Genomic DNA, 23,864 nt, shown 5'->3' with positions numbered 1-23,864 from the left:
CTTTTTGCTGCCACCGGGACAAAGCTGCGGCTTGTCGGACGAACCTAAACCCTTTTTATAGCTATAAAATGTAGTTATTATGCATTTAATAACGTTTTAAGGTAGGTTGTGATGGCAAAGCGTGTGGTTGCCCCGACTCGTGCCGCCGGGGACGCTCTTGCTGTGTTCGGCGCGCAGATCCGCCTCGCACGGCACGAGAAGAACTGGACGGCCGCGGAGCTGGGCATGCGTATCGGCGTGGGCCCTCGCACCGTCACCGCCATCGAACGGGGCGCACCGGGGGTGGCCATCGGTACGGTGCTCAGCGCGGCGTCGGTGCTGGGTGTTCCACTGTTCGGTGCCGAAGGTGACGAACTGGCGCGACTTCGCCGACGCGGCGAGGAACGGATCGCGCTGATCCCGTCGCGCGAGTACCAGCCACGATCGACAACAGCCGACGGCGACGATGACGCCCTCGACTTCTGACCGCGACATCCCCGTCCCGCGCGGCGCCTTCGTGTGGGTCTGGCTGCCGGGGTACACCGTGCCGGTAGTGGCCGGGCGGGTGCAGTTCCAGCGCCGCGGCCGCCATCGCCGGTACGTGTTCGGCTATGGACGCAGCTACCTCGACCGCCCCGACGCCATCAGCCTCTACACCCCGGAGCTGCCGCTGCGCGCCGGATGGCAGAGTCCCAGCCCCAATATGTCGATTGCCTCCGCGCTGCGCGACGCCGGCCCTGACTCCTGGGGCCAGCGCGTCATTTTCGAACGACTCCACAGTGCGAAGGGACGCGATGCCGACCCCGGAGACCCGGACCAGATCACCTACTTCCTGGAATCGGGATCGAATCGGATCGGCGGCCTGGACTTCCAGACCAGCCCGGACGTCTACGTGCCGCGCGATAGCTCTGCGACGCTCGACGAGCTGCACACCGCCGTCGATGCCCTGCAGGAGGGGCGCCCGCTGACCGACGAACTGAGCGCAGCGCTCGTGCGCGGCACCTCCATCGGCGGCGCACGACCCAAGGTGCTGATCGACGTCGACGGCGTGGGCCACATCGCCAAGTTCTCCTCGACGTCGGACCCGTATCCGGTGGTGGGCGCGGAGGCGCTGGCCCTCGAGTTCGCCCGGCGGGTCGGGATCGACACCACGGCGTCGTTCCTCACCAGCTCCCTTAACCGAGACGTCCTCATGATCAAGCGATTCGACCGACCGCCCGGCGGCGGCCGACGCCTCGTGGTGTCCGGGCTGACCATGCTCGGGCTCGACGAGATGGAGGCACGGTACGCCACGTACCCGGATCTTCTGGACGTGCTGCGCCGCGACGGGATCGACGCCGACGTCGGTCGCCGGCTGTTCGAACGGATCGTCTTCAACGTGGCCATCGGCAACAACGATGACCACGCGCGCAACCACGCCGCGTTCTGGAACGGTCAGGCCCTCGAACTGACCCCTGCCTACGACCTGTGCCCGCAGATCCGCTCAGGCGAGACCTCGGAACAGGCGATGGCCTTCGACCGCGACGGCACCCGCGAGAGCTCGTTCGCAGCCTGCCTGCGCGCCGCCCCGGTGTATGGCCTGACCACCGCCCAGGCGCGTGAGGTCATTGACGGACAGATCGAGGTCATCCAGCGCGACTGGACGGAAGTAGCTGACCTCGCCAGGCTGACGGCAGCGCAGCGGAACCTCCTGTGGCACAGGCAGATCCTCAACCCATACACAGGTTACGGGTATACATCCGGGGACTGATCCGAGGATTGCCGGCCTATACGTCGTAATAGAGCGCGAACTCGTACGGGGTCGGCCGGAGGTTGAACGGCGCAATCTCGTAGTCGCGCTTGTAGCTGATCCACGTCTCGATCAGGTCCGGCGTGAAAACGCCTCCCTTGGTGAGGTATTCGCTGTCTTCCTCGAGACGGTCGATTACCGCGGACAGCTGAGTGGGAGCCTGCGGGATTTCCGCGGCCTCTTCTGGCGGCAGCTCGTAGAGGTCCTTATCGATCGGGGGAGGCGGCTCGATCTTGTTCTTGATGCCGTCCAGCCCGGCCATCAACATGGCCGCGAACGAAAGATAGGGATTGCCCGACGAATCGGGGCACCGGAACTCCAGCCGCTTGGCCTTCGGGTTGCGGCCGGTGATCGGGATGCGCACGCACGCTGAGCGATTGCGTTGGCTGTAAACCAGATTGATCGGGGCCTCATAGCCGGGAACCAGCCGCTTATAGGAGTTCACTGTCGGGTTGGTGAAGGCCAGCAATGAGGGCGCGTGGTAGAGCAGTCCGCCGATGTAGTGGCGAGCGGTGTCCGACAGGCCGGCGTATCCCATCTCGTCGTACATCAGTGGGACGCCGTCCTTCCACAGCGACTGGTGGCAGTGCATACCGGAACCATTGTCGCCGAACAGCGGCTTGGGCATGAACGTCACGGTTTTGCCGGCCTGCCATGCGGTTTGCTTGATGATGTATTTGTACATCTGGTGGTCGTCGGCCGCGTGCAGCAATGTGTTGAACTTGTAATTGATTTCGGCCTGGCCGCCGCTGCCCACTTCGTGGTGGCCCTTCTCCAAGCTGAAGCCGGCATTGGTCAGGTGGGTGAGAATCTCATCGCGCAGATCGACGTAGTGGTCGGTGGGGGCCACCGGGAAGTAGCCGCCTTTGGGACGAACCTTGTAGCCGCGGTTGGGAGTTCCGTCGTTTTCGGTCGGCTCGCCGGTGTTCCACCATCCCGATGTCGCATCCACCTTGTAGAACGAGCCGTTGATGTTCGAGTCGAATTCCACCGAGTCGAAGATGTAGAACTCGGCTTCTGGGCCGAAATAGGCGGTGTCCGCAATGCCGGAGCTGATCAAGTAGTTCTCGGCTTTGCGGGCGATGTTGCGTGGGTCGCGCGAGTACGGCTCGAGGGTGAACGGGTCGTGCACGAAGAAGTTCACGTTCAGCGTCTTTCGAGCCCGGAACGGGTCGATGGTCGCGGTTTCCGGATCGGGGAGCAGCAACATGTCGGATTCGTGGATCGATTGGAACCCGCGAATCGAGGAGCCGTCGAAGGCCAGGCCTTCCTCGAACACGTTCTTGTCGAAGGCGTAAATCGGAATTGTGAAGTGCTGCATGGTGCCTGGCAGGTCGCAGAAGCGGACATCGACGTACTCAATGTTCTCGTCCTTGGCGAGTTTGAAGATATCGTCGGGCGTCTTTTCGGGCACGGGATACTCCCTTGTTCGGTTATCCGCGGGCTGACGGCGGATCCCAGCCCGCACTCCAATTCACGCACGCCATGCCAATTTCCGCATCCGGGCCGACAGGTAAGCGAAATCGACGATAGCGTGCTGGCCACTCGCACTTCTTCGCGCTGCTGTCGATTTGGATGAACCCGCCGCGACAGACCAGCCGCATTAGTGGTACCATTTCTTGTACCACTTTAGAAGGGGTGACGATGGCAATCACAGCCAGTGAGGCGCGAAAGAACCTGTTTCCGTTGATCGAAAAAGTCAACGCTGACCGGACTCCGGTAGAGATCACCTCCAAGGCCGGCCGGGCATTCCTTGTCGCCGCCGACGACTGGGAGGCGTGGCAGGAAACCGCTTATCTGTTCCGTTCGCCGGAAAACGCGCGTCGGCTTCTCGATGCCGCCGCCGCCCTTGACGAAGGTCGGGGTAGGCGGACCGATCTAGACCGGGCGGAGTGAACATCGTCTCTGCGCCTCAGGCGTGGGAGGACTACACGCACTGGCAGACCACTGATCGGGCGATTCTCAAACGGATCAACAAGCTCATCAGCGAGGCTTGCCGTTCGCCTAACGAAGGCATTGGCAAGCCTGAGCCACTGAAGTATGGGCTCTCGGGGGCGTGGTCGCGCCGTATCACCGAGGAGCACCGCTTGGTGTACCGGGTCGTGGGTGAGGATTTGCAGATCCTCCAGGCGAGGTATCACTACTGACTAGCGCAAGTCGAAGCCGAAGCCGAAGCCGCTTCGAAACACGTTGTAAGGCAAATCGATTGATCACTCGGGCGGCATCGGGTTCATGGATCCGATGTAGTAGGTTTCGTGCCCGGTTGGGTATCCGCCACCGTTGGTGGCGATATGAACGTGGTCGTAATGGTTGAGGGTTTCGTTGCCGTAGTTTGCCGTCCAGCTCGGCGCGCCGACGCCCGGATAAATTTTCTGCCGCCAGATCACGTGGTTCACGCCCCATCGTTTCGCATTCGCTAAGGCATAGCCGGCGATTTGGTTGCCAAGCTCGATGCCCGCTGGGGTGTCATGGTTCGGGATCATCACATCGATCGCCAACCCGTTGGGATGCCACGGCAAGGGATCCTGTCGGTACCCGAAGATGGTGGTGATTTGTGGAAACAGCACGTTGATGGCGCGCGCCGCCCAAATGGTCTTGACCTGCAACCTCTCCTCCGACGCGACGCCGGCAGGCAACGCGAACTGGAATTCCCGGGCAGCGACGGGCGCGTTTGCCGCCAGCGATTCCGCCTCCGCGGGACTGGCGGTGTGCGTCGCACTGGCCGGCGCAGGCGCCGGAACGGTTGGAACCGCTGCCGGAGTCGTCTCAACGCGGGGCGGAGGCTCTGTGACTTGGGCGTAAATCATGGCGGCGGAGACGACGAGGGAGGCCACCAGCGCCGACCAGCGGCCCAGGCCGTTGGCTAATGCGGTTTTTCCCACGAACAGCACTTTAATGTCGCTCGCGACGCGTGTGGCGATCTTCGTGATCTCTTGGTTGCCGACTGCAACGGAGCCCTATCCGGGCGCACCAATTCCTGTCGCCAGTCGTTAACCCTCACGCGGCGTCGTCTGTGGAGTGTAGTGTGCTACTACCAGTGATCAAGTCTGTGATCTATAGTGTTACTAGTCTGTGGTACGTGAGGAAGGTGGGGAAAGTGGATGTGGATATGCCGACAACGGCTCGATCTGACCTGGACGCTTATAACGAGGCGATGGTGATGGACACGCCTGAGTTGGTAGATGCTTTAAGAAACCTCCTTGGGCCGACACTGGTGGCCTACCTCGGAAATGTCAAAGAAACTCGCGCTGTGAGGCAGTGGGCCGAAGGCACTCGCAAGATCGCCAATCCGAACGATGTTGAGCGTCTTCGTGTGGCTTATCGCGCTGCTCGGATAATTAGCGAGAGGGATAGCAAAAAAGTGGCCCAATCATGGTTTCAGGGCCTCAACCCATTCCTCGACGACCGGTCTCCGGCTCGACTCTTGCGCGAGGGCGATTTCGAAACTGACGGTGCCCGAGTGATCGGTGCGGCGCGTCAGTTTGCCGCCGTCGGGTAGGGGTTGGCCCAACTATGTCATGTATCGAGACAGAGTTAGGCCCCATTGAACGCTCGGTGGTCGTTGATCAAGAGGTGCATCGCATCGGTTACGTTCCCGAACCATGGAATTGGACCCCTTGGGAGCACGCGCAGGGCGGTCGTTTTGATGGCAGGTGGGACGACCCAGAAGGCAATTGGCGGGTGCTCTACGTTGGAGACTGCGCATTAGCTTGCTACCTCGAAGTGCTCGCACCCCTCCGGCCCGACCCCACCTTGGCCCAACAGTTGGCCGATATCGCCACTGAAGATGAGAATCATTTTCCGACAGCTAAAGCGGGAGAACTTCCACGCACGTGGTGCGAGCCACGGCGGCGTTGCTCAGCAACGTTGTCGGGACGCTTTGTTCTGCCGGGCCACCATAAGACACTTCCGACGCTGAGGAAGCGGTTCCTCCAACTTGCTAAGAAGCATGGCTGCCAGGACCTCGATGCTGGTGCAATTCGCTATGCCAGTCGTGAACTGACTCAGGCGATATCAGCTTGGATCTATACCTGTAGCGAACCGGAAGGCGAATTAGTGAGCGGAATCGAGTACCTGTCTCGGCACGGCGATAACTTCACTCTGTGGTCTCTCTATGAGAGAGATAGAGAGCACAAGTCTCCCTTACAGATCACAAATCGCACGGCCGATCAAAGCGTCACCCCCGATGACCCCGACTTGGTACAGGCAATGGAGATCCATGGCATCACATGGAGCGACGACTAACTCGGAAAGACCAGGTTAGCGCTCGCCGGATGTAAACCGACCAGAGGCCACCGCGGAATCATCGCCGATAGCCACATCGCCGATACGTGATGGCCTCTGCTGATGACTGTTGCACCCTGGCATTGCCACCGACCTGGAACCATCCACCGGCGTTGCGCGACTATAGGGGAGTGGATTGCGAAGTGGCCCGCGAAGCGCTGTCGGCCCGGCTCGACGGTGAGCGAGAGCCAGTGCCTTCGGCGCGAGTCGATGAGCACCTCGGCGAGTGCGCCGCCTGCAGTGCGTGGTTCGACCAAGTGGCGAATCGAACCCATGACCTGCGTCGGCTCGTGCAGTCCCGCCCGGGCACCGCGCCTCTTGCCCCCCTCGGGATCGAACGGGTGCCGCCGCGGCGACGTTCGCGGATGACCTGGCAGCAATGGGCGCTGCTCGGCATCGGCATCGCTCAGCTGGCCCTGGCGATCACGCAGGGGGTCGGCCTAAGCGTCGGGCTGACACACAGTCACGGAATGAGCCCAGGGAGCCATCTGCTCAACGAGTCCACGTCGTGGTCGATCGCGCTCGGCATGGTCATGGTGGTCGCGGCGGTGTGGCCGGGCGCCGCCGCCGGTCTCGCAGGTGTCCTGACGGCGTTCGTCGGGGTTCTGACGGTCTATGTCGTCGTGGATGCGCTGTCCGGCGCCGTCACGGCCGCGCGAATGCTGACGCACCTGCCGGTGGTGATCGGCGCTGTCCTTGCCATCATGGTGTGGCGAAGCAATTCCGCACCCCGGTCGGGACCACAGGAAACCGCAGAAGAACCCGATATTGTGTTGCCCGAGAACGCATCCCGTGGACGTCGGCGAGGGCACCTGTGGCCCACCGACGGGTCGGCGGCGTAGCCGGTGGGCTACTTCATCGCAACTCTGGCCGGCAGCATCTGCTTCGGTGGCCTGCTCTACATCGTCGTCGTTGCGTGCCCTGACGCGCGCGGCGTGATCGACGAACACGCATTCCGGACACACCTACTGGTCGAGCGGGCGGCGGTGGTGTGGGCGCTGTCCGCCATCGCCATGGTGGTGGTTCAGGCGGCCAGCGACGCGGACGTGCCGGTGCCCCGGTTGCTCGGCAGCGCAGCGCTGGGCGATGCCGTCTCCGCTTCCGAGATGTCGCGGGCCTGGATCGTCGTCGCCCTGGCCGCCGTCGTGGTGGCGGTCTGCGTTCGGCTGTCCCTACGCTGGGTGCCCCACTTCGTGCTGCTGGTGCCGACGCTGATCGGGGTCGTCGCCGTGCCGGTCAGCGGCAACGCGGGCCAAGGACCCAACCACGACTACGCGACGAGTACGGCCATCGTGTTCGCCCTGGCGCTTGCGGCGCTGACGGGAGTCACGGTGGCCGCCGCGATCAGTCCGCCCGCCGCAACGCTGGCCCGCCGGGTGCTGATCCTCGAAATAGTCTGTGGAGCAATCACTCTCGGCTATGGCGCCGTGTTGCTGTTGATGCTGACGGGGCCGGGGAATCTGGTCACCACCGGGTACGGGCGTGCGGGCATCGCCGCGGCCGCGGTGCTGCTGCTCGGGTGGCTGACCGGTGTCGCGTCGCTGGCGTCCTCGCGACGCCGCCCGCGGCGCATGTCCGGAATCCGCAACGCGGTGGCGATGATCGCGGTGGTGGCGTTGATTTCGTCGATGGCGACGCAGACCGCGCCGCGGCTGCTGACGCACCGGTTCACCGCGTGGGACGTCTTCCTCGGCTACGCGCTGCCGGTTCCGCCGAGTGTGCTGACGATCCTGACCGTGTGGCGGTTCGACACGTTCATCGGTGTCGGCGCCCTGGCTTTGGCGGTGGGATACGCGCTCGGATTCGTCCGCCTGCGCCGGCGGGGTGACAGCTGGCCGGTCGGGCGCCTCGTCGCCTGGGTGGCGGGCTGCCTGATGCTGGTGTTCACCAGTAGTTCCGGGGTAAAGGCTTACGGCTCAGCGATGTTCAGCGTTCACATGGCCGAACACATGACCCTGAATATGTTCATCCCGGTGTTGCTGGTACTGGGCGGGCCGCTGACCCTGGCGTTGCGTGTCCTCAAGCCGGCCGGTGACGGTCAACCCCCGGGCCCGCGGGAATGGCTGCTGTGGATCGTGCACTCGAAAGTGACTGCGTTCCTTGCGCATCCGGTTACGGCCTTCGTCCTTTTCGTGGCCTCGGTCTACATCGTGTACTTCACCCCGCTTTTCGACGTCCTGGTTCGCTATCACTGGGGCCACGAGCTGATGAGCGTGCACTTCCTGCTGGTCGGCTACCTGTTCTTCTGGGGCATCATCGGGATCGACCCGGGGCCACGGAAACTGCCGTTCCTGGGTCGGCTCGGGCTGCTGTTCGCCGTGATGCCGTTCCATGCGTTCTTCGGCATCGCCACCATGACGATGACGTCGGTGATCGGCGGCCAGTTCTACCGCAACGTCGACCTGCCGTGGCTGTCCAGCCTCAACGGCGACCAGCATCTCGGCGGAGCGATCGCCTGGGGGTCCAGCGAACTGCCGGTGGTCCTGGTGGTCGTTGTGCTCGTCGCGCAGTGGGCGCGGGCGGATCGTCGCGCCGCGTCTCGATCGGATCGGCATGCCGAATCCGGTTATGCCGACGACGAACTCGACGCCTACAACGCCATGCTGCGCGAGCTGTCCCGCAACCGGCGAGGTTAGGACGCCCGCTGGGCACCAAAGTTGCGTAACCGCAAGCTGTTTGAGACGACAAAGAACGACGAGAACGCCATCGCCGCCCCGGCTACCAGGGGGTTGAGCAGTCCGGCGGCGGCGATGGGAATGGCGGCGATGTTGTAGCCGAATGCCCACGCCATGTTGACCTTGATGGTGCGCATCGTGGCGGCGGCCAGGTCAAGCGCCAGCGGCACGACGTCGAGGTTGTCGCGGACCAGGATGATGTCGGCGGCGCCGATCGCGACGTCGGTGCCGCGCCCGATGGCCATACCCAGATCCGCGCAGGCCAATGCGGGCCCGTCGTTGATGCCGTCACCGACCATGGCCACCACGTGCCCGCGGTCGCGCAGCTGCTCGATGACGTCGACCTTGCCTTCGGGCATGATGTCGGCGATCACCTCGTCGATACCCACGCGGGCACCCACGGCGCCCGCCGACGCCGGGTTGTCGCCGGTCAACAACACGGTGCGAAGGCCGCGATTGTGCAGTGCCGCCACGGCGTCGGCCGCCGAGTCCTGCACCGCGTCGGCCACCGCGATAACTCCGCACGATTCACCGTCGACCTCAACGGAAACCACTGTCTCACCGCGAGATTCGGCGGTGCGCCGGGCCGCGGCCAACGTCGCCGAACCACGCGAGGAAGCGATCCATGAGGGTTTGCCGACCCGTACCACCCGCCCGGCCACGGTGCCGACGACCCCGCTGCCGGGTATCGCACGGAACTCGGCGACCGGTTCCGGCTGGGCTTCCCGCTGAGCTGTCGCCGCGGCGACGATCGCGAGCGCGACCGCATGCTCTGACGCCGCTTCCACCGTCGCGGCCAATTCGAGCACCTCGTCGGCGTTCCAGCCCGGCGCGGCCGTTACCGCGCTGACCTGCAACCGACCCGTCGTCAGGGTGCCGGTCTTGTCGAACACGACAGTGTCCACGGCGCGGGTGGCCTCCAACGAGTGATAGCCCTTGAGGAAAATACCGAGTTGGGCGCCGCGACCCGAGGCCACCATCATCGCGGTCGGGGTGGCCAGTCCGAGCGCGCACGGGCAGGCGATGACGAGCACGGCGAGTGCGGCCGAGAACGCGCGGTCTGGTGCGCCCCCGGCGATCAGCCATCCGGCGGCGGTCAGCGCCGCGATGGCGAACACGCAGGGAACAAACACCGAGGAGATGCGGTCAGCCAGCCGCTGCGCGTCGGCCTTCTGCGCCTGTGCCTGCTCGACCAGGCGGACCATGCCGGCGAACTGGGTGTCGGCGCCGACGGCGGCGGCCTCCACGATCAGCCTGCCGTCGAGCACCGCCGTGCCGCCAATGACGCTCCCGCCGGGCGCCACCCGGACCGGCTTAGCCTCGCCGGTCATCGCACTCATATCGACAGCGGCCGACCCCTCGACGACGAGGCCGTCGGCGGCGATCGTCTGCCCCGGGCGCACCACGAAGCGGTGCTGCTCTTTGAGCTCGTCGGCCGGGATGACCATCTCCGACCCGTCGGGCTGCAGGACGGCGACGTCCTTGGCGCTCAGCGCCGCCAAAGCCCGCAACGCGCCGCCGGCCTTCGATTTGGCGCGGGCCTCGAAATACCGTCCCGCCAGCACGAACACCGTGACACCCGCGGCGACCTCGAAGTAGATGGCGTCGCTGCCCAGCAGCGCCTGCCAGATGCCTTTGGGGTCGGTGGACTGGTGCACGCCGAAGACGGTGTAGAGCGACCACGCCGTGGCGGCGGTGATGCCAACCGAGATCAGCGTCTCCATCGAGGCACCACGGTGGCGCGCGTTGCGTATCGCGACTCGGTGGAACGGCCATGCCGCCCAGGCCACGACCGGGATGGCCAGCGCGGTCAGCACCCACTGCCAGCCGGTGAAGCGGGTGCTGGGCACGACGGCGAACATCACCGACAGGTCGGCCAAGGGCACGAAGAGCACGGCGGCGACCGCCAACCGGATCAGCAGATAGCGCGCGTGATCGGCGTCCGGATCGCTATCGCGCGCACCGGCGGCCTGGCGCGGTTCGGCCTGAAAGCCCGCCTGGCGAACCACCTCGCACAGCGCGGCGGCCTGGGTGTCTTCGCCGGCGTCGATCGTGGCCACCCGGGTGGCGAAATTGACCGACGCCCGAACGCCTGGCAGCTTATTGAGCGCCGATTCGACCCGGTTGGCACACGCGGCGCAGGACATCCCGGTGACATCGAGTTGTACCCGCTGCACACGCACGGGGTGCTGGTCAGTTGTCGCGGTCGTCGTTGACATCGTGGCCGTACACCTCCTGCGTGCTCAAGCGGCCGAAGTCCGGGGATATCCCATAATCACATGGGCCACGTGAATACCAGGAGCCTGGCATAAGGCGGTTTCCATGTGCGCTATCACCGGCGCTATCACATATGGAACTCACCCAATGGTCTGAAACTCACCCAATGGTCGGTCACGCCGCGGCGCCGCCGAGCGGACTGCGCTCCGGAGTGTTCCGATGCTCGCCGGCATCGACGACGAGCAACTCGATAAACTCACCTGCGCCGTGGATCGCCGTCACATCGCCGCCGGCGAGTGGCTCTTTCACATGGGAGACCCATCGGACGCCATTTATATCGTCGACTCGGGGCGGCTTGCGGCTGTCGGTGCCGATGGACACGAGATCCGTGAAATGGCCTTCGGTGACTCAATCGGCGAGCTGGGCGTGATCGCCGGTACTACTCGCTCGGCCGGAGTACGAGCTCTTCGGGACAGCGTTGTCTGGAGGATCGCCGCTGACACGTTCGCCGAAGTCCTCACGGCGACTCCGCAGCTGCAATCGGAGATGTTGCAGGCGATGGCCGCTATGCTCCGCGATTCACGATCGACGATCGTCTCTCGGCGTCCCCGGGTCATCGGGATAATTTCGGCTGGAGATACCGCCGCGGTCCCGATTGTCGAAGCGATCGCGACTCGTCTGGGTCCGCACGGTAAGACCGCTATGGTCGCTCCGCCCGTCGACACAACGGCTGCCGTCCAGAATTACGAAGAGTTCATCACAACGTTCAGCGAAAGCCTTGACCGGGCAGAGCGAAGCAACGATTGGGTTTTGGTGGTGGCCGACCGAGGCTCGGGCGAGCTCTGGCAACGATATGTTGTCGCGCAAAGCGATCGACTCGTCGTCCTGGTGGATCAACCCCATCCACCGGAATCGCTCGAACGGCTTGATAACCAAGCGCCAGTCCACCTCATCACGGCGGTAGAACCGGATCCAGGTTGGTGGGATCTGCTGCAGCCGGTCTCTCATCACCCTGCTAACGATGACGGCGTCGGCGCTCTTGCCCGCAGAATCGCCGGCCGATCCCTCGCTCTTGTGATGGCGGGTGGCGGAGCTCGCGGATTCGCGCATTTCGGTGTCTACGAAGAACTTACCAAGGCAGGCATTGTCATCGATCGGTTCGGCGGAACGAGTGTGGGTGCTGTCGCCGCCGCAGGCTTCGCGCTGGGGATGGACGCCCAGGAGGCGATTGTCGGAGCGCGCGAAATTGCCGAGAGCGACCCACTCGGTGACTACACGATCCCTGCGGTAGCGCTGCTGCGCGGTGGCCGCATCGAACAGCTCCTGGAGAGATTCGTCGGCGACATCTTGATCGAGCATTTGCCAAAAGAGTTCTACTGCGTCTCCGCGGACATGATCACGGGCGATCAGATCGTGCACCGACGTGGGCTATTGGCACTCGCCGTGCGGGGATCGATTTCGATCCCCGGTCTCGTACCGCCACTGCTACATGGCGAGCAGATGCTGGTCGACGGCGGGCTGATGAACAACCTCCCGGCCGACGTGATGTGCGCCGACCCGGATGGCGAAGTCATCTGCGTCGATCTGCGTCGAAAGTATGTGCCGTCCAAGGGCTTTGGTGTGCTGCCATCGATCATTCAGCCTCCCGGGATAGTTCGGCGGCTGTTAACCGGCACCGACATCGCCCTACCGCCGGTGCAGGAGACCTTGCTTCGCGCCTTTGACCTTGCGGCCTCCACGGGGAACCTGCACGAGCTCCCTCGAGTTGCGACAGTCGTTGCACCGGAGGTCTCGGCGATCAGTCCGCTGGACTTCAAAAAGTTTGATGCCGCCGTGGATGCCGGACGGGTCGCGACCCGTGCAGTTCTGGAAGCACAGCCGCACCTCGTTGGGTGAGTTGCGGCTGTCAGGGCCCCGGATTAATCGGATTAGTCGTTGGCAAGCGCGTGCAGCAGTTTGGGATGGTCGATCACTTCGGTCAACCGCGTTAAGCCGAGCCGCTCACGCAACGCCTGCGCCGTGTAGCCGACGACTGTCGCGTCGGTGTGGGCGCGCACGGTCGCCGAGCGCGGCATGTGGAACAGCACACCCATTTCGCCGACGTAGTCCCCGGGCCCGATAACCTTGACCAATTCCTCACCGCCATCAGCCAATTCGCGGACAATCTGGAGCTCACCCTCGCTCACCACGTAGATCAGATCGCCCATTGTGCACTGCTTGAACAGCACCTCGCCGGCTTTCAGGTGCACCGTTTCGGGGAGCTGATTCGCCGTCGCCAGGATGGGTCGTAACTCGACGACGCGATCGGCCAGGGGAATCATCCGGCTGTCGTGGGTCGCGACCACCACCACGCGTTCGCCCTGTGCGAGCGAACGGATCAGCCGCAGCACCTCTTCCACCTGGATGAAGTCGAGATGTGCAGTCGGTTCGTCGGCCAGAATGAGTGGCGGATCCAGCGCTATCGCGCGAGCGACTGCGACACGCTGCTGCTGCCCACCGCTCAGGCAGTGTCTCCGGGGCGATGCCCGGACCGTTGTCCACTACAACGATCGATGCCCATTCGTCGTCGTGCTGCACGGTGATTCGCACCTCGGCATCCCGATCGGTGGCTGACGCGGCGGCCTCGAGTCCGTTCATCACCAAGTTGATCATCACCTGCACGAGGTCGCCCTCGAAGCCACGTATGACCGGGTCGTCGTCATCGAGCTCGATGCGAATTGCGCAGCGCGCGTCTTGTCGGCTGGCCCGCCACGAATGCTCGGCGAGTCCCACGCTCTGCTCGACGATCGGGTTGAGATGGCACGGCTGTGCGTCGCCGGTGTGCGATCGACCGACCTGGAGCATCGTTGCCATCACAGCGAGCGCCCGTTCGGCATGGTGGAGGATTCTGTTGAGGTTCGACTCGAGATCCGAGACCAGGTCGTGGCCGTCTTCGGCAACGACCTCCCGCAGCTCGGCGCACAGCTCCAGATTCAGCTCGGCGAAGTTCACGACGAAGTTCAACGGGTTCTTCGTCTCGTGCGCGACGCCGGCGGTGAGTGTCCCGAGCGCGACAAGCTTGGCCTGTTCGACGAGGCTAAGGCGAAGTGCGCGTTCGGCGCTCTGGCTCGAATCCAGGGAGCTCATCAGGTAATTGAAGGATGCCGCCGTCCGGCCGAACTCATCGTCGCTGTCAACGGGCAGGGCATAACGGTCTGCCAGCGGCTCCCAGGAATCGCTGCCCACGCTGGTGGCGATCTCGCGTCGTGCAGCCGTAAGCCGGGCGGAGAGCACATACAGCCGGTGGCGCACCACCCGACTGACCAAGAGATAGTTCACCAGGCCGACCAGGAGCCCCGCGCCCGTGGCAACGGCGAAAGGGAAGAATCGCATTGCGTGGGCGGCGGGCACTCCGTCCGCTACGGCAATGAAGGGGTCCCAGATACCGATGGCCAGCCCAAACCCGATCATCGCCGCAGCGAGATTCCAGAAGACCTTCTTCGTCGGCCAAGGTCGTTGGACCTTCAGGGCTATGCTTTCCAGATCCACCGTGCCTCACCGGGTGAGCGTTATTCAAGCGCAGTGTAATGCGTCTGGTCGGGCCGGATGAGTCGTAACCCGCCGTTCATCACCGAGATGTCCTGTGGCAGTTTGGCATTCAATATGACGATCGGTCTGCGAGTCAGTTAAGATACCCGGGAACTCCAGCCGGCCCAGGGGGCGTAATGCAGGCGCACAATGCATGACGCGGTGGTGGACAACCCAGTAAGGCTCCTGGTTGTCGATGACGAGGAGGATGTTCAAGCACTCTTGAGGGGCCGTTTTCGCAAGGAACTCCAGCGTGGTGAGTACGTCTTGAACTTCACCACGGATCCGATTCAGGCTTTGCGAATGCTCGATGAGGACCCTGATCTCGATGTTTTCATCACTGATCTGAATATGCCTCAGATGAACGGCCTCGAAGTGCTGACCGAGGTTTCCAAGCTGCGGCGTCCGCTGAAGACCATCGTGCTCACTGCGTACAACGACCTGGCAAATATACGAGCCGCGATGATGCGCGGTGCCTTCGACTTTCAGGTGAAACCGCTCAACGTGGAAGATCTTCGAGCCACTATCGCCAAGGCCGCCGCGATTGTGCGGGAGCTGCAAGCTGGTGAGGAAGCCCGGCGGCGTGCCCGCGAGCTGGTGGAACAGAACCGCCGCGTCGAGGACATCTTCGGCCGCTACGTGTGTGAGGAGGTGAAGGCGCGTCTTTTGGCGTATCCCGAAGGGCGCCTGGACAGTGAACGATGCACGCTCACGGTGCTGATGGCGGACATCCGCGGTTTCACCCGATTGTCCGAGACTCTCCCACCCGAACAGGTTGTTCAGGTGCTGAACGGTTATCTCGAGCACGCGAGCGATGTCATGTTCCGCCGGAACGGAACGATCAACGAAATCCTCGGCGATGGCCTACTCGTCTTTTTCGGCGCACCGATCAGCGACGGCGATGCGACAGAGCATGCGGTTGCCGCCGCCCTCGAGTTGCAGCTCGGCATGCAAGAACTCAATGCGCTTCATCGAGAACGCGGGCTCCCCGAACTCGCGATTGGGATCGGCGTGCATTCAGGGGAGGCCGTGGTCGGCTCCATCGGTTCGCGGCGGCGGCAGAAGTACACCGCGATCGGCAACACCATCAACCTGGTCGCTCGGATCGAGTCGCATACCTGTCGGAGGACAGGTGTTGGTGTCCGACTGCGCGTATCGCGAGATCCGCAATATCGCACACACATTGGGCTCGTTTCAGATGCGTGTGAAAGGCGTTACCGAGTCGATTATCGTCCACGATGTCAAAGGGCTAGCCGGCGAGTACAACATCGCGCTGCCCAGCGCCGATCGAGCCTTGACTCCTCTTGCGGTGCCCAGGCCAATAGGTATGGCGGTCATCAAGGACAAAGTCGTTGGTAACCAGCACCCGGCGGAAGTGATCGCGAGCGGCGAAAGAGCTGTCCGAGTCCGCACCGAACTGGTGGTCTCTCCTTTCGACGACCTCGTGCTCGACGTTGCGGGCAGAGAGGTGTTCGCGAAGGTCGTCGAATGCGATGTTCAAGAAGGTGTTTGCGACCTGCTCGCCGTTTACACGCAGGTTACCGACGACGTCCGGCGTGCGCTGGTCGCGATGGCGGGATAGGCGTCGCAGGATCGCAACCGTTGTGGCCCTACCGTTGACACCGGCGTAACGAGTTTGCCATCGAAGGTTCCTAAGATGAGGGCGCCCCAGCGATAGGAACTCCATTGAGCGGAAACGCAGTTCGCCTACAGGCGATCAACAACGTCGAGGCATATGTGCCCCCGGCCATCAGTTTTATCCCCGGTGAAACCCCAGGCGAGATCTTCGGCTCCAACGTCTTCACCAAGGCCGAGATGCAGGCACGGCTGCCCAAATCGGTGTACAAGTCCGTGGTGGCGACGATCGAGAAAGGCGCCAAGCTCGATCCTGCCATCGCCGACTCGGTCGCGGCGGCCATGAAGGACTGGGCGCTGGAGAAGGGTGCCACCCACTACGCCCACGTGTTCTACCCGATGACCGGCCTGACCGCGGAGAAGCACGACAGCTTCTTAGAACCCGTCTCCGATGGGCAGACGCTTGCCGAGTTCGCCGGCAAGACCCTCATCCAGGGTGAGCCTGATGCCTCCAGCTTCCCCTCGGGCGGGCTGCGCAGCACCTTCGAGGCGCGCGGCTACACCGGCTGGGACGTCACCAGCCCGGCCTACGTTCTGGAGAACCCGAACGGCAATACACTTTGTATACCAACGGTTTTCGTCTCGATGACCGGTGAGGCACTGGACTACAAGACACCGCTGCTGCGCAGCCAGCAGGCGATGGGTATCCACGCCGAGCGCATCCTGAAGCTGTTCGGTCACAAGGACCTCAATAAGGTCGTGTCGTTCTGTGGCCCGGAGCAGGAGTACTTCCTGGTCGATCGGCACTTCTTCCTGGCCCGACCGGACCTGATCAACGCCGGTCGCACAGTTTTCGGCGCCAAGCCGCCCAAAGGCCAGGAGTTCGACGACCACTACTTCGGTGCGATTCCCGAGCGGGTCCTCGGCTTCATGATGGACGTCGAACGGGAGCTGTTCAAACTCGGAATCCCCGCCAAAACACGGCACAACGAGGTCGCCCCCGGCCAATTCGAAGTGGCGCCGATGTTCGAGCGGGCCAACATCGCCTCCGACCACCAGCAGCTGCTGATGACGGTCTTCAAGACGCTGGCTAAAAAGCACGGCATGGAATGCCTGTTCCACGAGAAGCCGTTCGCCGGCGTCAACGGATCGGGGAAGCACGTCAACTTCTCGGTGGGCAACGCCGAACTGGGCTCGCTGCTGGTTCCCGGCGACACGCCGCACGAGAACGCCCAATTCCTGGTCTTTTGCGCCGCGGTGATTCGCGCTGTGCATAAATTCGCTGGGCTGCTTCGTGTTTCGGTCGCGTCGGCCACCAACGACCACCGCTTGGGCGCCAATGAGGCGCCGCCCGCGATCATCTCGATCTTCCTTGGGGAACAACTCGCCGATGTGTTCGAGCAGATCGCCAAGGGCACGGCCATGTCGTCAAAAGGCAAGGGCACCATGATCATCGGTGTCGACACATTGCCCCACCTGCCGACCGATCCCGGCGACCGTAACCGTACTAGCCCGTTCGCGTTCACCGGCAACCGGTTTGAGTTCCGCGCCCCCGGCTCCGGGCAGACCGTTGCCGTGCCGATGATCGTCCTCAACACGATCATGGCGGACTCATTCGACTACCTGGCGACAATCCTGGAGAAGGCGGTCGAAGGCGGCGAGGACTTCGACATGGCCGTGCAGAAGCTGCTCACCGATGTCATCACCGAACACGGTGCGGTGGTGTTCAACGGGGACGGCTACTCGGAGAACTGGCAGATTGAGGCAGCCGAGCGAGGCTTGCCGAACCTCAAGACCACGCTGGACGCCATTCCGGAGCTGATCAAGCCGGCGGCAATCGAGGTGTTCGAAAAATATGGGGTGTTCAACGAACGCGAGCTGCACAGCCGCTATGAGGTCCGCCTCGAGCAGTACGCGCTGACCATCGCGGTCGAGGCGAAGCTGACCCTGGAGATCGGGACGACGGTTATCCTGCCGGCCGCTGTTCGCTACCAGACCGAGCTCGCACAGAACGTCGCGGCATTGAAGGCCGCCGGCATAGAGCCGAGCATGACTGCACTGGAAGCGATTTCGACTCCACTCACCGATCTCGACGCGGCGCTGACCACGCTGAAGACGGCGCTGACGGATCACTCGGCGGAATTCGGGCTGGACGGGGCCAAGCACGCTCAGCAGGTGCTGCTCAAGGCGATGGATGAGGTGCGTGCCGTCACTGACACGCTGGAAGGCATTGTGGCCGACGACCTATGGCCGCTACCCACCTACCAGGAGATGCTCTACATCCTCTGAGGGACGAGGTTTATCGAAATCTCTGAGGGACGAGGTTTATCGAAATCGACGGCAGCGCAAAGAAGTGCGAGTGGTCAGCACGCTCGCGTGGATCTCGCTCACCCAACTAGTGGCGTGTCTCCTAAATAACTAGCGATTCTCGGGTTAGTGTGGGTGATGCGCGCTGCCACTCCTGCTTTGAATGCCTCCGACGGTCAACGCGAGGTGCTGGAGGTGCTGGCGCGGTCGCGTACGGCGCCGCATCGGCAGGTGCAGCGGGCCAAAGCGCTGCTGTTGGCCGCCGAAGGTGTGGCTAATACCCGGATCGGGCAGCAAGTCGGGGTGAGCGCGGCAACTGTGCAGTCCTGGCGTGAGCGGTTTGTCGAGGACGGTGTCGCCAAGCTCGGCAAGGTGCGGTCGGGTCGCGGCCGAAAGCCAGCTATTCCGCAGGCGAAGATCGACGAAATCGTTGATCTCACACGCAATTCCACGCCCGAAGGCGAGACACACTGGAGTTGCCGGTCGATGGCGAAGAAAGCGGGGGTCTCCAAGGACACCGTGCAGCGGGTGTGGGCTGCGCGTGGTCTTAGGCCGCATCTGGTGACGACCTTCAAGCTGTCCAACGACCCGAAGTTCGAAGAGAAGCTGATCGATGTGGTCGGCTTGTATTTGGACCCGCCGGACCGCGCGATCGTGCTGTGTATGGACGAGAAATCGTCGGTGCAGGCGCTCGACCGCACCCAGCCATCGCTGCCGATGGTCCCCGGCCGTGCGCAGACGATGACCCACGACTACAAACGCCATGGCACCACCACCCTGTTCGCTGCCCTCGACGTACTCACCGGCAAGGTGATCGGATCATGCCTGCCCAAACACCGCCACCAAGAGTTCCTGAGGTTTCTGCACACCATCGACCGGGAAGTTCCCAAAGGCCTTGACATACATATGATCCTGGATAACTACGCCACCCACAAACACCCCGACGTCACAGCCTGGCTCGACAAGCACCCCCGATTCCACTTGCATTTCACCCCGACCTCGTCGTCATGGCTGAACCTCATCGAGCGTTGGTTCCGCGAACTCACCGACAAGGCCCTGCGGCGCGGAGTGTTCCACTCCGTCCCCGACCTCATCGCGAAAATCGAGGCCTACCTCGACGCCACCAACGCCGATCCCACACCATTCGTCTGGACCGCCACCGCCGAGTCCATCCTGACCAAAGTCACACGCGGCCGCGTCGCACTCGAAACCTCAGCTAAAACCGAGACACACCACTAGGTTGGTCAGCCAGGTCGGATCCTGATAGTCCACCACCGCGGTGCCGTCCCACACGAACGGCGTGCCATTGGCATGGAGCCCCGACAGCGCCGCGTAGCCGTTGGTCGCCTTTATTTTGGCGGTGCCCACGTCATTTCCCGACTTGACGCAGGAGATGACGTTGGCGTCGGCGCCGACGTTTTTCGCCAGTTCGGCTAGTTCACCATCGGTGCGGTCTTCCGGGCCGTCCTCTTGAGGCTGAAAGTCGCTGGCGAACAGGCCGGAGTAGAAGCTGGCGTAGAGCTTCGGATCTTTTTGTGCCGCAATGCAATACGTAGCCCCCACCGCACGGGTCGAGTAATTTTTGCTATGCGACTTATCGTCGAGGAAATCCAGCAGGTGATAACGCACCGCGAGTTTCTTGTTGTTCACCGCGGTATCGATATCGCCGGCGTTCGACCTGATGAAGCTGCCGCATGGCGGGCAGATGGGTTCGTTGAAAATGTCGATCGTTGTCGGTGCCTCCGAGCTGCCGACAGACACACCGTCCTCGAGGACCTGGAGCTCGACCGCATCTGCGGGCGGCGGTGACGATGTCGGTGCCGACGAGGATGGCGACCGCCACGGGTGAGCAAGAACAATGACCAGGCCACCTAAGACGGCCACTATGGCGGTAACGACAACGCTCACCCACAGCCAGGGCTTACGTCTGCCCCGGGGTGGTGGACCCCACGGCGGTGGCCCGACGCCACTCATATCACCGGCGCCCCAGGCGGGAGTGCCTCCCCAGGTTGGCGGCACCGGCCCGCCCGTCAGCGCAGGGGCAAAACGGCTGGGCGGCAAGCCGGCAAATGCGGCCGGCGGCGTCGTCATCTGGCTGCGCTGCAGAATGTCGGTGGCGCGATCCTGGTCGGGCGTGGTCAGCGCTGTATAGGCAGCCGCCGACAGGTCACCGCAGGTGGCGTAGCGGTCGGCGGGATCCTTAGCCATGCCGCAAGCGATCACCTGGTCGAAGGCAACCGGAATGCCTGGCCGCACGGTGCTGGGCCGCGGGACCGCCTGATTCAGGTGTGCGCTCATCACGCTGACCCGGTCACCTCGGTACGGTGGGGATCCGGTCAAGCATTCATACAACACACAGGTCAATGCGTAGATGTCGGCTCGATAGGTGACGTCGGTGTCGGTAAACCGTTCCGGGGCCATGTATTTGAAGGTGCCTACCGTGGTGCCGAACTGCGTCAGCTTTTCGTCAGAGGCGGCGCTGGCAATCCCGAAGTCGACGAGATAGGCGAAGTCATCCGCACTGACCAGGATGTTCTCCGGCTTGACGTCGCGATGCAGCACCCCGGCAGCATGCGCGGCGTCGAGCGCCGAGCCGATTTGGCGCACAATCGCCACCGCCCTCGGCGGGGGTAGCGGCCCATAACGGCCCAGCGTCGTGGCCAGGTCCGCACCGTCGATCAGGCGCATGTCCACATAGAGTTGCCCGTCGATCTCGCCGAAATCGTGGATGGGCACGACGTGCGGTTCTTGCAGCCGTCCCGCGGTGCGGGCCTCGCGCTGCATACGCGCGCGGAAGACCGGATCGCTGGAGAGCGTCTGCGACATGAGCTTCAACGCCACGATGCGTTCGCGCACCGTGTCCTCGGCCTCATAGACGTCGCCCATACCGCCGCGACCCACCAGCCGCCGCAGCCGATACGGCCCGAACTGCGAACCTTCCCGCGAATCTTCGGTCGCGTGATCCATCGCCGACTCCTCGGACACCAGTACGCGGTGGCATGCCAGGCATAAGGCTAATGGCTTCGGCAACCTCTGGGCAGGGTAAGTAGCGAAAGCCAGCTAATTCGATAGCCCGGGGGAGAGGGCATAGCTGGGATTAGAGGTGTTCCTCGTCCTCGGCTTTGCGTTCGTTGAGCCCCTCCCTGGAGAGCGCCCTGACGAAGCCGTAAGCGTGCATCCCCGCCGGGCCGGGATTTTCCAGGATCCAGCCGTTGATCTTTTCCAGCGCCTTGGCCAAGTCGTCGCGCTTGACCCGTACCAGGTACGTCTTCCTGTCGTCTTCCGGATCGTCAGTGGATTCGGCGACGGCGACGGGGTTCTTGAATGCGTACGCGATCCCATGCACGGCGTCGTGGTTAAGCGCCCAACGAAGTTCGCTGGGTCGCAGGCGGTTCACCGCCACATTGCGGTAGTCGTTCTCGTCGCTTGAATTGCTCACCTGGCCGATGGCCCTCCTCTCTATGCCCCGCGAAGAAAGTGGCCGCCGATGGACTGAAGGTGATGTCGCTCAGGCGATTCGATGACAGCCCCAAGTGGACACTCTCGTCATAGGAAGCAGTTTCACCATCATAGAAAGCAGTTTTATTCGCTGCATGTCGAGTGCTCTTTCAAGCAATTGATCGATAGAGTGCTGCACTCGGCGCGTGGCGGCCTGGGTATCCAGGTATGGTCGCATGCACAACCGCTCCGGTGGGAAACACATGTTGCAGTTTCAGGCGCCGATGCCCCCACGGGTGCACGCCGCCGTGCGTGCCGTAGTACGTGCATCGGCCCCTCGTCCCGCCGTGGCCCGGCGCGCCGCCAAGGACTACCAAAAAAATCTGTGGCCGGCCGTTGCTGCCGAAATCCGCTGGGCATTCACCCCGCCGCGCACCTGGCTGATGGGTGTGGTGGCCAACCTCATCTTCGCCCTGGCATGGTTGGTGGTCCAGCCGCTGACCCTGGGTCGCCACCAGGACTGGGTGGTCCTGATCGGCACGTATTTCTCCTCGTGGGTCCTCGCCGACGTCACCACCACTAATCTGCTCGGCGCCGATCACCACCGCGTCCTCAAGGGCTTGTCCGACGGAGTGTCTTTCTGGCGGATCCTCTTGATCAAAAATCTGGCCCTGCTCGTCATCGTCGGGCTGCCCACTTTGACGGCGGCGGTGGCGCTGACGCTGTGGTTGGAAAAGCCTGGGCGTCTGGCCGTGATAATCCCTACCGTCGCGGTGCCCATCGTGTCCTGGCTGGGCGTGGGAAACTTCATCTCGGCGCTGCACCCGGTGGGCGTTGAGCCGCTGACTCGGCGGTGGCGGCAACGTCACGATCGTCGCCGCACCGGCGATTGGATCCTGGCCCTCACGCTGCCTTACGCGCTGTACTACATTGCCGACCCGATGAACAGTGTGGAGCACAATGTGCTGTGGACTGAGCTGCCCGCGCTGATCTGGCCGATATTCGGGCGCGACACCAAAAGCTTTGTGCATCTTGCGATCGCCGTAGGGGTTTGGCTGGCCGGAAGCGTCGCCGCCGTACTGTGGGTGCGCAGGCGGGGATGGCAGATCAAGTGAGCTATTCGCGGGACAGGCGGGACAGGAACGCCAGCACGGTGCTTTGAAAGGCCTCCTTGGCCTCGATCATCGCCCAGTGCCCGGAGTTGGCAAATATGTGCAGTTCCGCGTTGGGGATGGTGCGCATCGGGATGAGCGCCATATCCGGCGGGCTCACCCTGTCGTCTCGACCCCACGTCAACAGGGTCGGCGCCGCCAGCTTATGCATAACTGCCCACGGCATCGGGTGGTCGGAGGCCTGCATCGCCGCCGTCATCGCGGCAAACGCCGCTTTACCGTACATGCGGCGTGCCGCGGCCAGGGTCTCCGGATCGGTGGCCAGCTGCCAGCGTTCCTCGATCAGTTGGTCGGTGACCAGGGACTGGTCGTAGACCATCGATTTGAGCCAGTCGACGAGCCGTTGCCGAGTGGGGTCCTCGGTGAACTCCTGCAGTAGCCGAATGCCCTCACTGGGGCTGGGGCTGAAGATGTTGGTGCCGATACCACCGATCGTCACCAGCCGGCCGATCCGGTTGGGGTTCTGGATGGCGAAGTTGATACCGACCCCGCCGCCCATCGAGTTGCCGATGATATGGACTTTGTCCACGCCCACCGCGTCCAGGAAGGGCACCACGGCGCGCTGCGCGGTGACCATCGGGTGCCCGCCGAAGTCGGGGCTGACGCCGAAGCCGGGGAATTCCAGGATCAGGCAGCGGTAGTGCTCGGCGAACGCCGGCAGTATCCCGCGGAAGTTACGCCAGCCGGTGACCCCGGGGCCGGAGCCGTGCAGGAACAGCAATACCGGGCTGGAGTCGGGGCCGCAGTCGTAATAGCGCAAAGCCCCTTTCGGAGTGTCGATTTCACGCAGATCGGGCTGGACGTCGATGGGTTGGGAAGTGTTGGCCACGGATGTCACCCTGCCATGCCGGGATAATTGAG

17 protein-coding genes and 5 pseudogenes are annotated in these 23,864 nt (G+C 63.4%); 14 read left to right on the top strand and 8 right to left on the bottom strand.

Features of this window, described 5'->3' with window-relative positions; translation table 11 throughout:
• Nucleotides 1-111: 111 nt before the first annotated feature.
• Nucleotides 112-465 carry a helix-turn-helix domain-containing protein gene (locus G6N25_RS22000; protein WP_083074055.1) on the top strand — a complete coding sequence of 118 codons (354 nt, stop codon included), beginning with the start codon at nt 112-114 and terminating at the stop codon, nt 463-465.
• On the top strand, nt 446-1,729 hold the full coding sequence (locus G6N25_RS21995; RefSeq protein WP_083074056.1) for a type II toxin-antitoxin system HipA family toxin: 1,284 nt from the start codon (nt 446-448) through the stop codon (nt 1,727-1,729). Before G6N25_RS22000 ends, G6N25_RS21995 begins: the two co-directional genes overlap by 20 nt.
• 16 nt (nt 1,730-1,745) lie before the next feature.
• Here G6N25_RS21995 and glnA read toward each other — a convergent pair whose 3' ends face one another.
• Complete coding sequence (glnA, locus tag G6N25_RS21990; RefSeq protein ID WP_083074057.1) at nt 1,746-3,182, bottom strand: type I glutamate--ammonia ligase; 1,437 nt, start codon at nt 3,180-3,182, stop codon at nt 1,746-1,748.
• A gap of 230 nt (nt 3,183-3,412) precedes the next feature.
• Here glnA and G6N25_RS21985 point away from each other — a divergent pair, with 230 nt between their 5' ends.
• Nucleotides 3,413-3,664: a type II toxin-antitoxin system Phd/YefM family antitoxin gene (locus tag G6N25_RS21985; protein ID WP_083074122.1), complete on the top strand. Its 252-nt coding sequence runs from the start codon at nt 3,413-3,415 to the stop codon at nt 3,662-3,664.
• Entirely contained in the window at nt 3,661-3,915 is a 255-nt protein-coding gene (locus tag G6N25_RS21980; RefSeq protein ID WP_083074058.1) for a Txe/YoeB family addiction module toxin, read from the top strand. The genes G6N25_RS21985 and G6N25_RS21980 overlap by 4 nt, the downstream gene beginning before the upstream one ends.
• 63 nt (nt 3,916-3,978) lie before the next feature.
• On the opposite strand, the pseudogene G6N25_RS21975 reads toward G6N25_RS21980, so the two are convergent.
• Nucleotides 3,979-4,729: pseudogene (locus tag G6N25_RS21975) on the bottom strand (glycoside hydrolase).
• A gap of 148 nt (nt 4,730-4,877) precedes the next feature.
• Between G6N25_RS21975 and G6N25_RS21970 the strand changes: the two are divergent.
• From G6N25_RS21970 to G6N25_RS21955, 4 genes and pseudogenes are all read left to right on the top strand, one after another.
• Nucleotides 4,878-5,267, top strand: coding sequence for a hypothetical protein (locus G6N25_RS21970; RefSeq protein ID WP_083074124.1), 390 nt, complete (start codon nt 4,878-4,880; stop codon nt 5,265-5,267).
• A gap of 56 nt (nt 5,268-5,323) precedes the next feature.
• Nucleotides 5,324-6,013: an RES domain-containing protein gene (locus G6N25_RS21965; protein ID WP_158084874.1), complete on the top strand. Its 690-nt coding sequence runs from the start codon at nt 5,324-5,326 to the stop codon at nt 6,011-6,013.
• Between the two features lie 170 nt (nt 6,014-6,183).
• A complete protein-coding gene (locus G6N25_RS21960; protein WP_083074060.1) occupies nt 6,184-6,894 on the top strand; it encodes a zf-HC2 domain-containing protein in 711 nt (236 codons plus the stop codon).
• Nucleotides 6,895-8,688, top strand: a pseudogene (locus G6N25_RS21955) (cytochrome c oxidase assembly protein); the annotation flags it as partial.
• Here G6N25_RS21955 and G6N25_RS21950 read toward each other — a convergent pair.
• Nucleotides 8,685-10,946: a heavy metal translocating P-type ATPase gene (locus tag G6N25_RS21950; protein ID WP_083074062.1), complete on the bottom strand. Its 2,262-nt coding sequence runs from the start codon at nt 10,944-10,946 to the stop codon at nt 8,685-8,687. The pseudogene G6N25_RS21955 and the gene G6N25_RS21950 sit on opposite strands and share 4 nt — an antisense overlap.
• A gap of 175 nt (nt 10,947-11,121) precedes the next feature.
• On the opposite strand from G6N25_RS21950, the pseudogene G6N25_RS21945 reads away from it, so the two are divergent.
• Nucleotides 11,122-12,840, top strand: a pseudogene (locus tag G6N25_RS21945) (patatin-like phospholipase family protein); the annotation flags it as partial.
• 32 nt (nt 12,841-12,872) lie between these two features.
• On the opposite strand, the pseudogene G6N25_RS21940 reads toward G6N25_RS21945, so the two are convergent.
• Together G6N25_RS21940 and G6N25_RS24030 are read right to left on the bottom strand one after the other, a co-directional pair.
• Nucleotides 12,873-13,534 (bottom strand): annotated as a pseudogene (locus G6N25_RS21940) (cyclic nucleotide-binding domain-containing protein); the annotation flags it as partial.
• A pseudogene (locus G6N25_RS24030) lies at nt 13,468-14,070 on the bottom strand (sensor histidine kinase); the annotation flags it as partial. The pseudogenes G6N25_RS24030 and G6N25_RS21940, both read right to left, overlap by 67 nt.
• Nucleotides 14,071-14,661: 591 nt before the next feature.
• Between G6N25_RS24030 and G6N25_RS21930 the strand changes: the two are divergent.
• The 4 genes from G6N25_RS21930 (at nt 14,662) to G6N25_RS21920 (ending at nt 19,632) form a co-directional block, all read left to right on the top strand.
• Nucleotides 14,662-15,870, top strand: a complete 1,209-nt coding sequence (locus G6N25_RS21930) for an adenylate/guanylate cyclase domain-containing protein (RefSeq protein ID WP_232065882.1) — start codon at nt 14,662-14,664, stop codon at nt 15,868-15,870.
• A complete protein-coding gene (locus G6N25_RS24025; RefSeq protein WP_232065881.1) occupies nt 15,839-16,093 on the top strand; it encodes a hypothetical protein in 255 nt (84 codons plus the stop codon). Before G6N25_RS21930 ends, G6N25_RS24025 begins: the two co-directional genes overlap by 32 nt.
• 104 nt (nt 16,094-16,197) lie before the next feature.
• Nucleotides 16,198-18,375 carry a glutamine synthetase III family protein gene (locus G6N25_RS21925; RefSeq protein ID WP_083074064.1) on the top strand — a complete coding sequence of 726 codons (2,178 nt, stop codon included), beginning with the start codon at nt 16,198-16,200 and terminating at the stop codon, nt 18,373-18,375.
• A 156-nt stretch (nt 18,376-18,531) separates the two neighbouring features.
• Nucleotides 18,532-19,632 (top strand): IS630 family transposase, encoded by a 1,101-nt coding sequence (locus G6N25_RS21920; RefSeq protein WP_083074065.1) that lies wholly within the window; start codon nt 18,532-18,534, stop codon nt 19,630-19,632.
• Here the strand turns inward: G6N25_RS21920 and G6N25_RS21915 are convergent.
• Both G6N25_RS21915 and G6N25_RS21910 read right to left on the bottom strand, forming a co-directional pair.
• Nucleotides 19,606-21,360 (bottom strand): serine/threonine protein kinase PknE, encoded by a 1,755-nt coding sequence (locus G6N25_RS21915; protein ID WP_083074125.1) that lies wholly within the window; start codon nt 21,358-21,360, stop codon nt 19,606-19,608. The genes G6N25_RS21920 and G6N25_RS21915 overlap by 27 nt on opposite strands.
• Nucleotides 21,361-21,490: 130 nt before the next feature.
• Nucleotides 21,491-21,790 carry a hypothetical protein gene (locus tag G6N25_RS21910; RefSeq protein WP_372506674.1) on the bottom strand — a complete coding sequence of 100 codons (300 nt, stop codon included), beginning with the start codon at nt 21,788-21,790 and terminating at the stop codon, nt 21,491-21,493.
• Nucleotides 21,791-22,094: 304 nt separating this feature from the next.
• Here G6N25_RS21910 and G6N25_RS21905 point away from each other — a divergent pair, with 304 nt between their 5' ends.
• Nucleotides 22,095-22,946, top strand: coding sequence for a hypothetical protein (locus G6N25_RS21905; RefSeq protein WP_083074126.1), 852 nt, complete (start codon nt 22,095-22,097; stop codon nt 22,944-22,946).
• Between the two features lies 1 nt (nt 22,947).
• On the opposite strand, the gene G6N25_RS21900 is transcribed toward G6N25_RS21905, so the two are convergent.
• Nucleotides 22,948-23,832 carry an alpha/beta fold hydrolase gene (locus G6N25_RS21900; RefSeq protein ID WP_083074067.1) on the bottom strand — a complete coding sequence of 295 codons (885 nt, stop codon included), beginning with the start codon at nt 23,830-23,832 and terminating at the stop codon, nt 22,948-22,950.
• Between the last annotated feature and the right edge of the window lie 32 nt (nt 23,833-23,864).

This window comes from Mycobacterium heidelbergense (genome assembly GCF_010730745.1).
In the GTDB taxonomy this organism is placed as follows: Bacteria; Actinomycetota; Actinomycetes; order Mycobacteriales; family Mycobacteriaceae; genus Mycobacterium; species Mycobacterium heidelbergense.
This window is presented reverse-complemented; position numbering and strand designations above follow the sequence as displayed.

Coding starts and splice junctions, on each gene's coding strand:
- G6N25_RS21995 (WP_083074056.1), top strand. CDS start 446: ATGACGCCCTCGACTTCTGACCGCGACATCCCCGTCCCGCGCGGCGCC.
- G6N25_RS21915 (WP_083074125.1), bottom strand. CDS start 21,360: ATGGATCACGCGACCGAAGATTCGCGGGAAGGTTCGCAGTTCGGGCCG.
- G6N25_RS21920 (WP_083074065.1), top strand. CDS start 18,532: ATGCGCGCTGCCACTCCTGCTTTGAATGCCTCCGACGGTCAACGCGAG.
- G6N25_RS24025 (WP_232065881.1), top strand. CDS start 15,839: ATGGCGGTCATCAAGGACAAAGTCGTTGGTAACCAGCACCCGGCGGAA.
- G6N25_RS21970 (WP_083074124.1), top strand. CDS start 4,878: ATGCCGACAACGGCTCGATCTGACCTGGACGCTTATAACGAGGCGATG.
- G6N25_RS22000 (WP_083074055.1), top strand. CDS start 112: ATGGCAAAGCGTGTGGTTGCCCCGACTCGTGCCGCCGGGGACGCTCTT.
- G6N25_RS21905 (WP_083074126.1), top strand. CDS start 22,095: ATGTTGCAGTTTCAGGCGCCGATGCCCCCACGGGTGCACGCCGCCGTG.
- G6N25_RS21985 (WP_083074122.1), top strand. CDS start 3,413: ATGGCAATCACAGCCAGTGAGGCGCGAAAGAACCTGTTTCCGTTGATC.
- G6N25_RS21930 (WP_232065882.1), top strand. CDS start 14,662: ATGCATGACGCGGTGGTGGACAACCCAGTAAGGCTCCTGGTTGTCGAT.
- G6N25_RS21950 (WP_083074062.1), bottom strand. CDS start 10,946: ATGTCAACGACGACCGCGACAACTGACCAGCACCCCGTGCGTGTGCAG.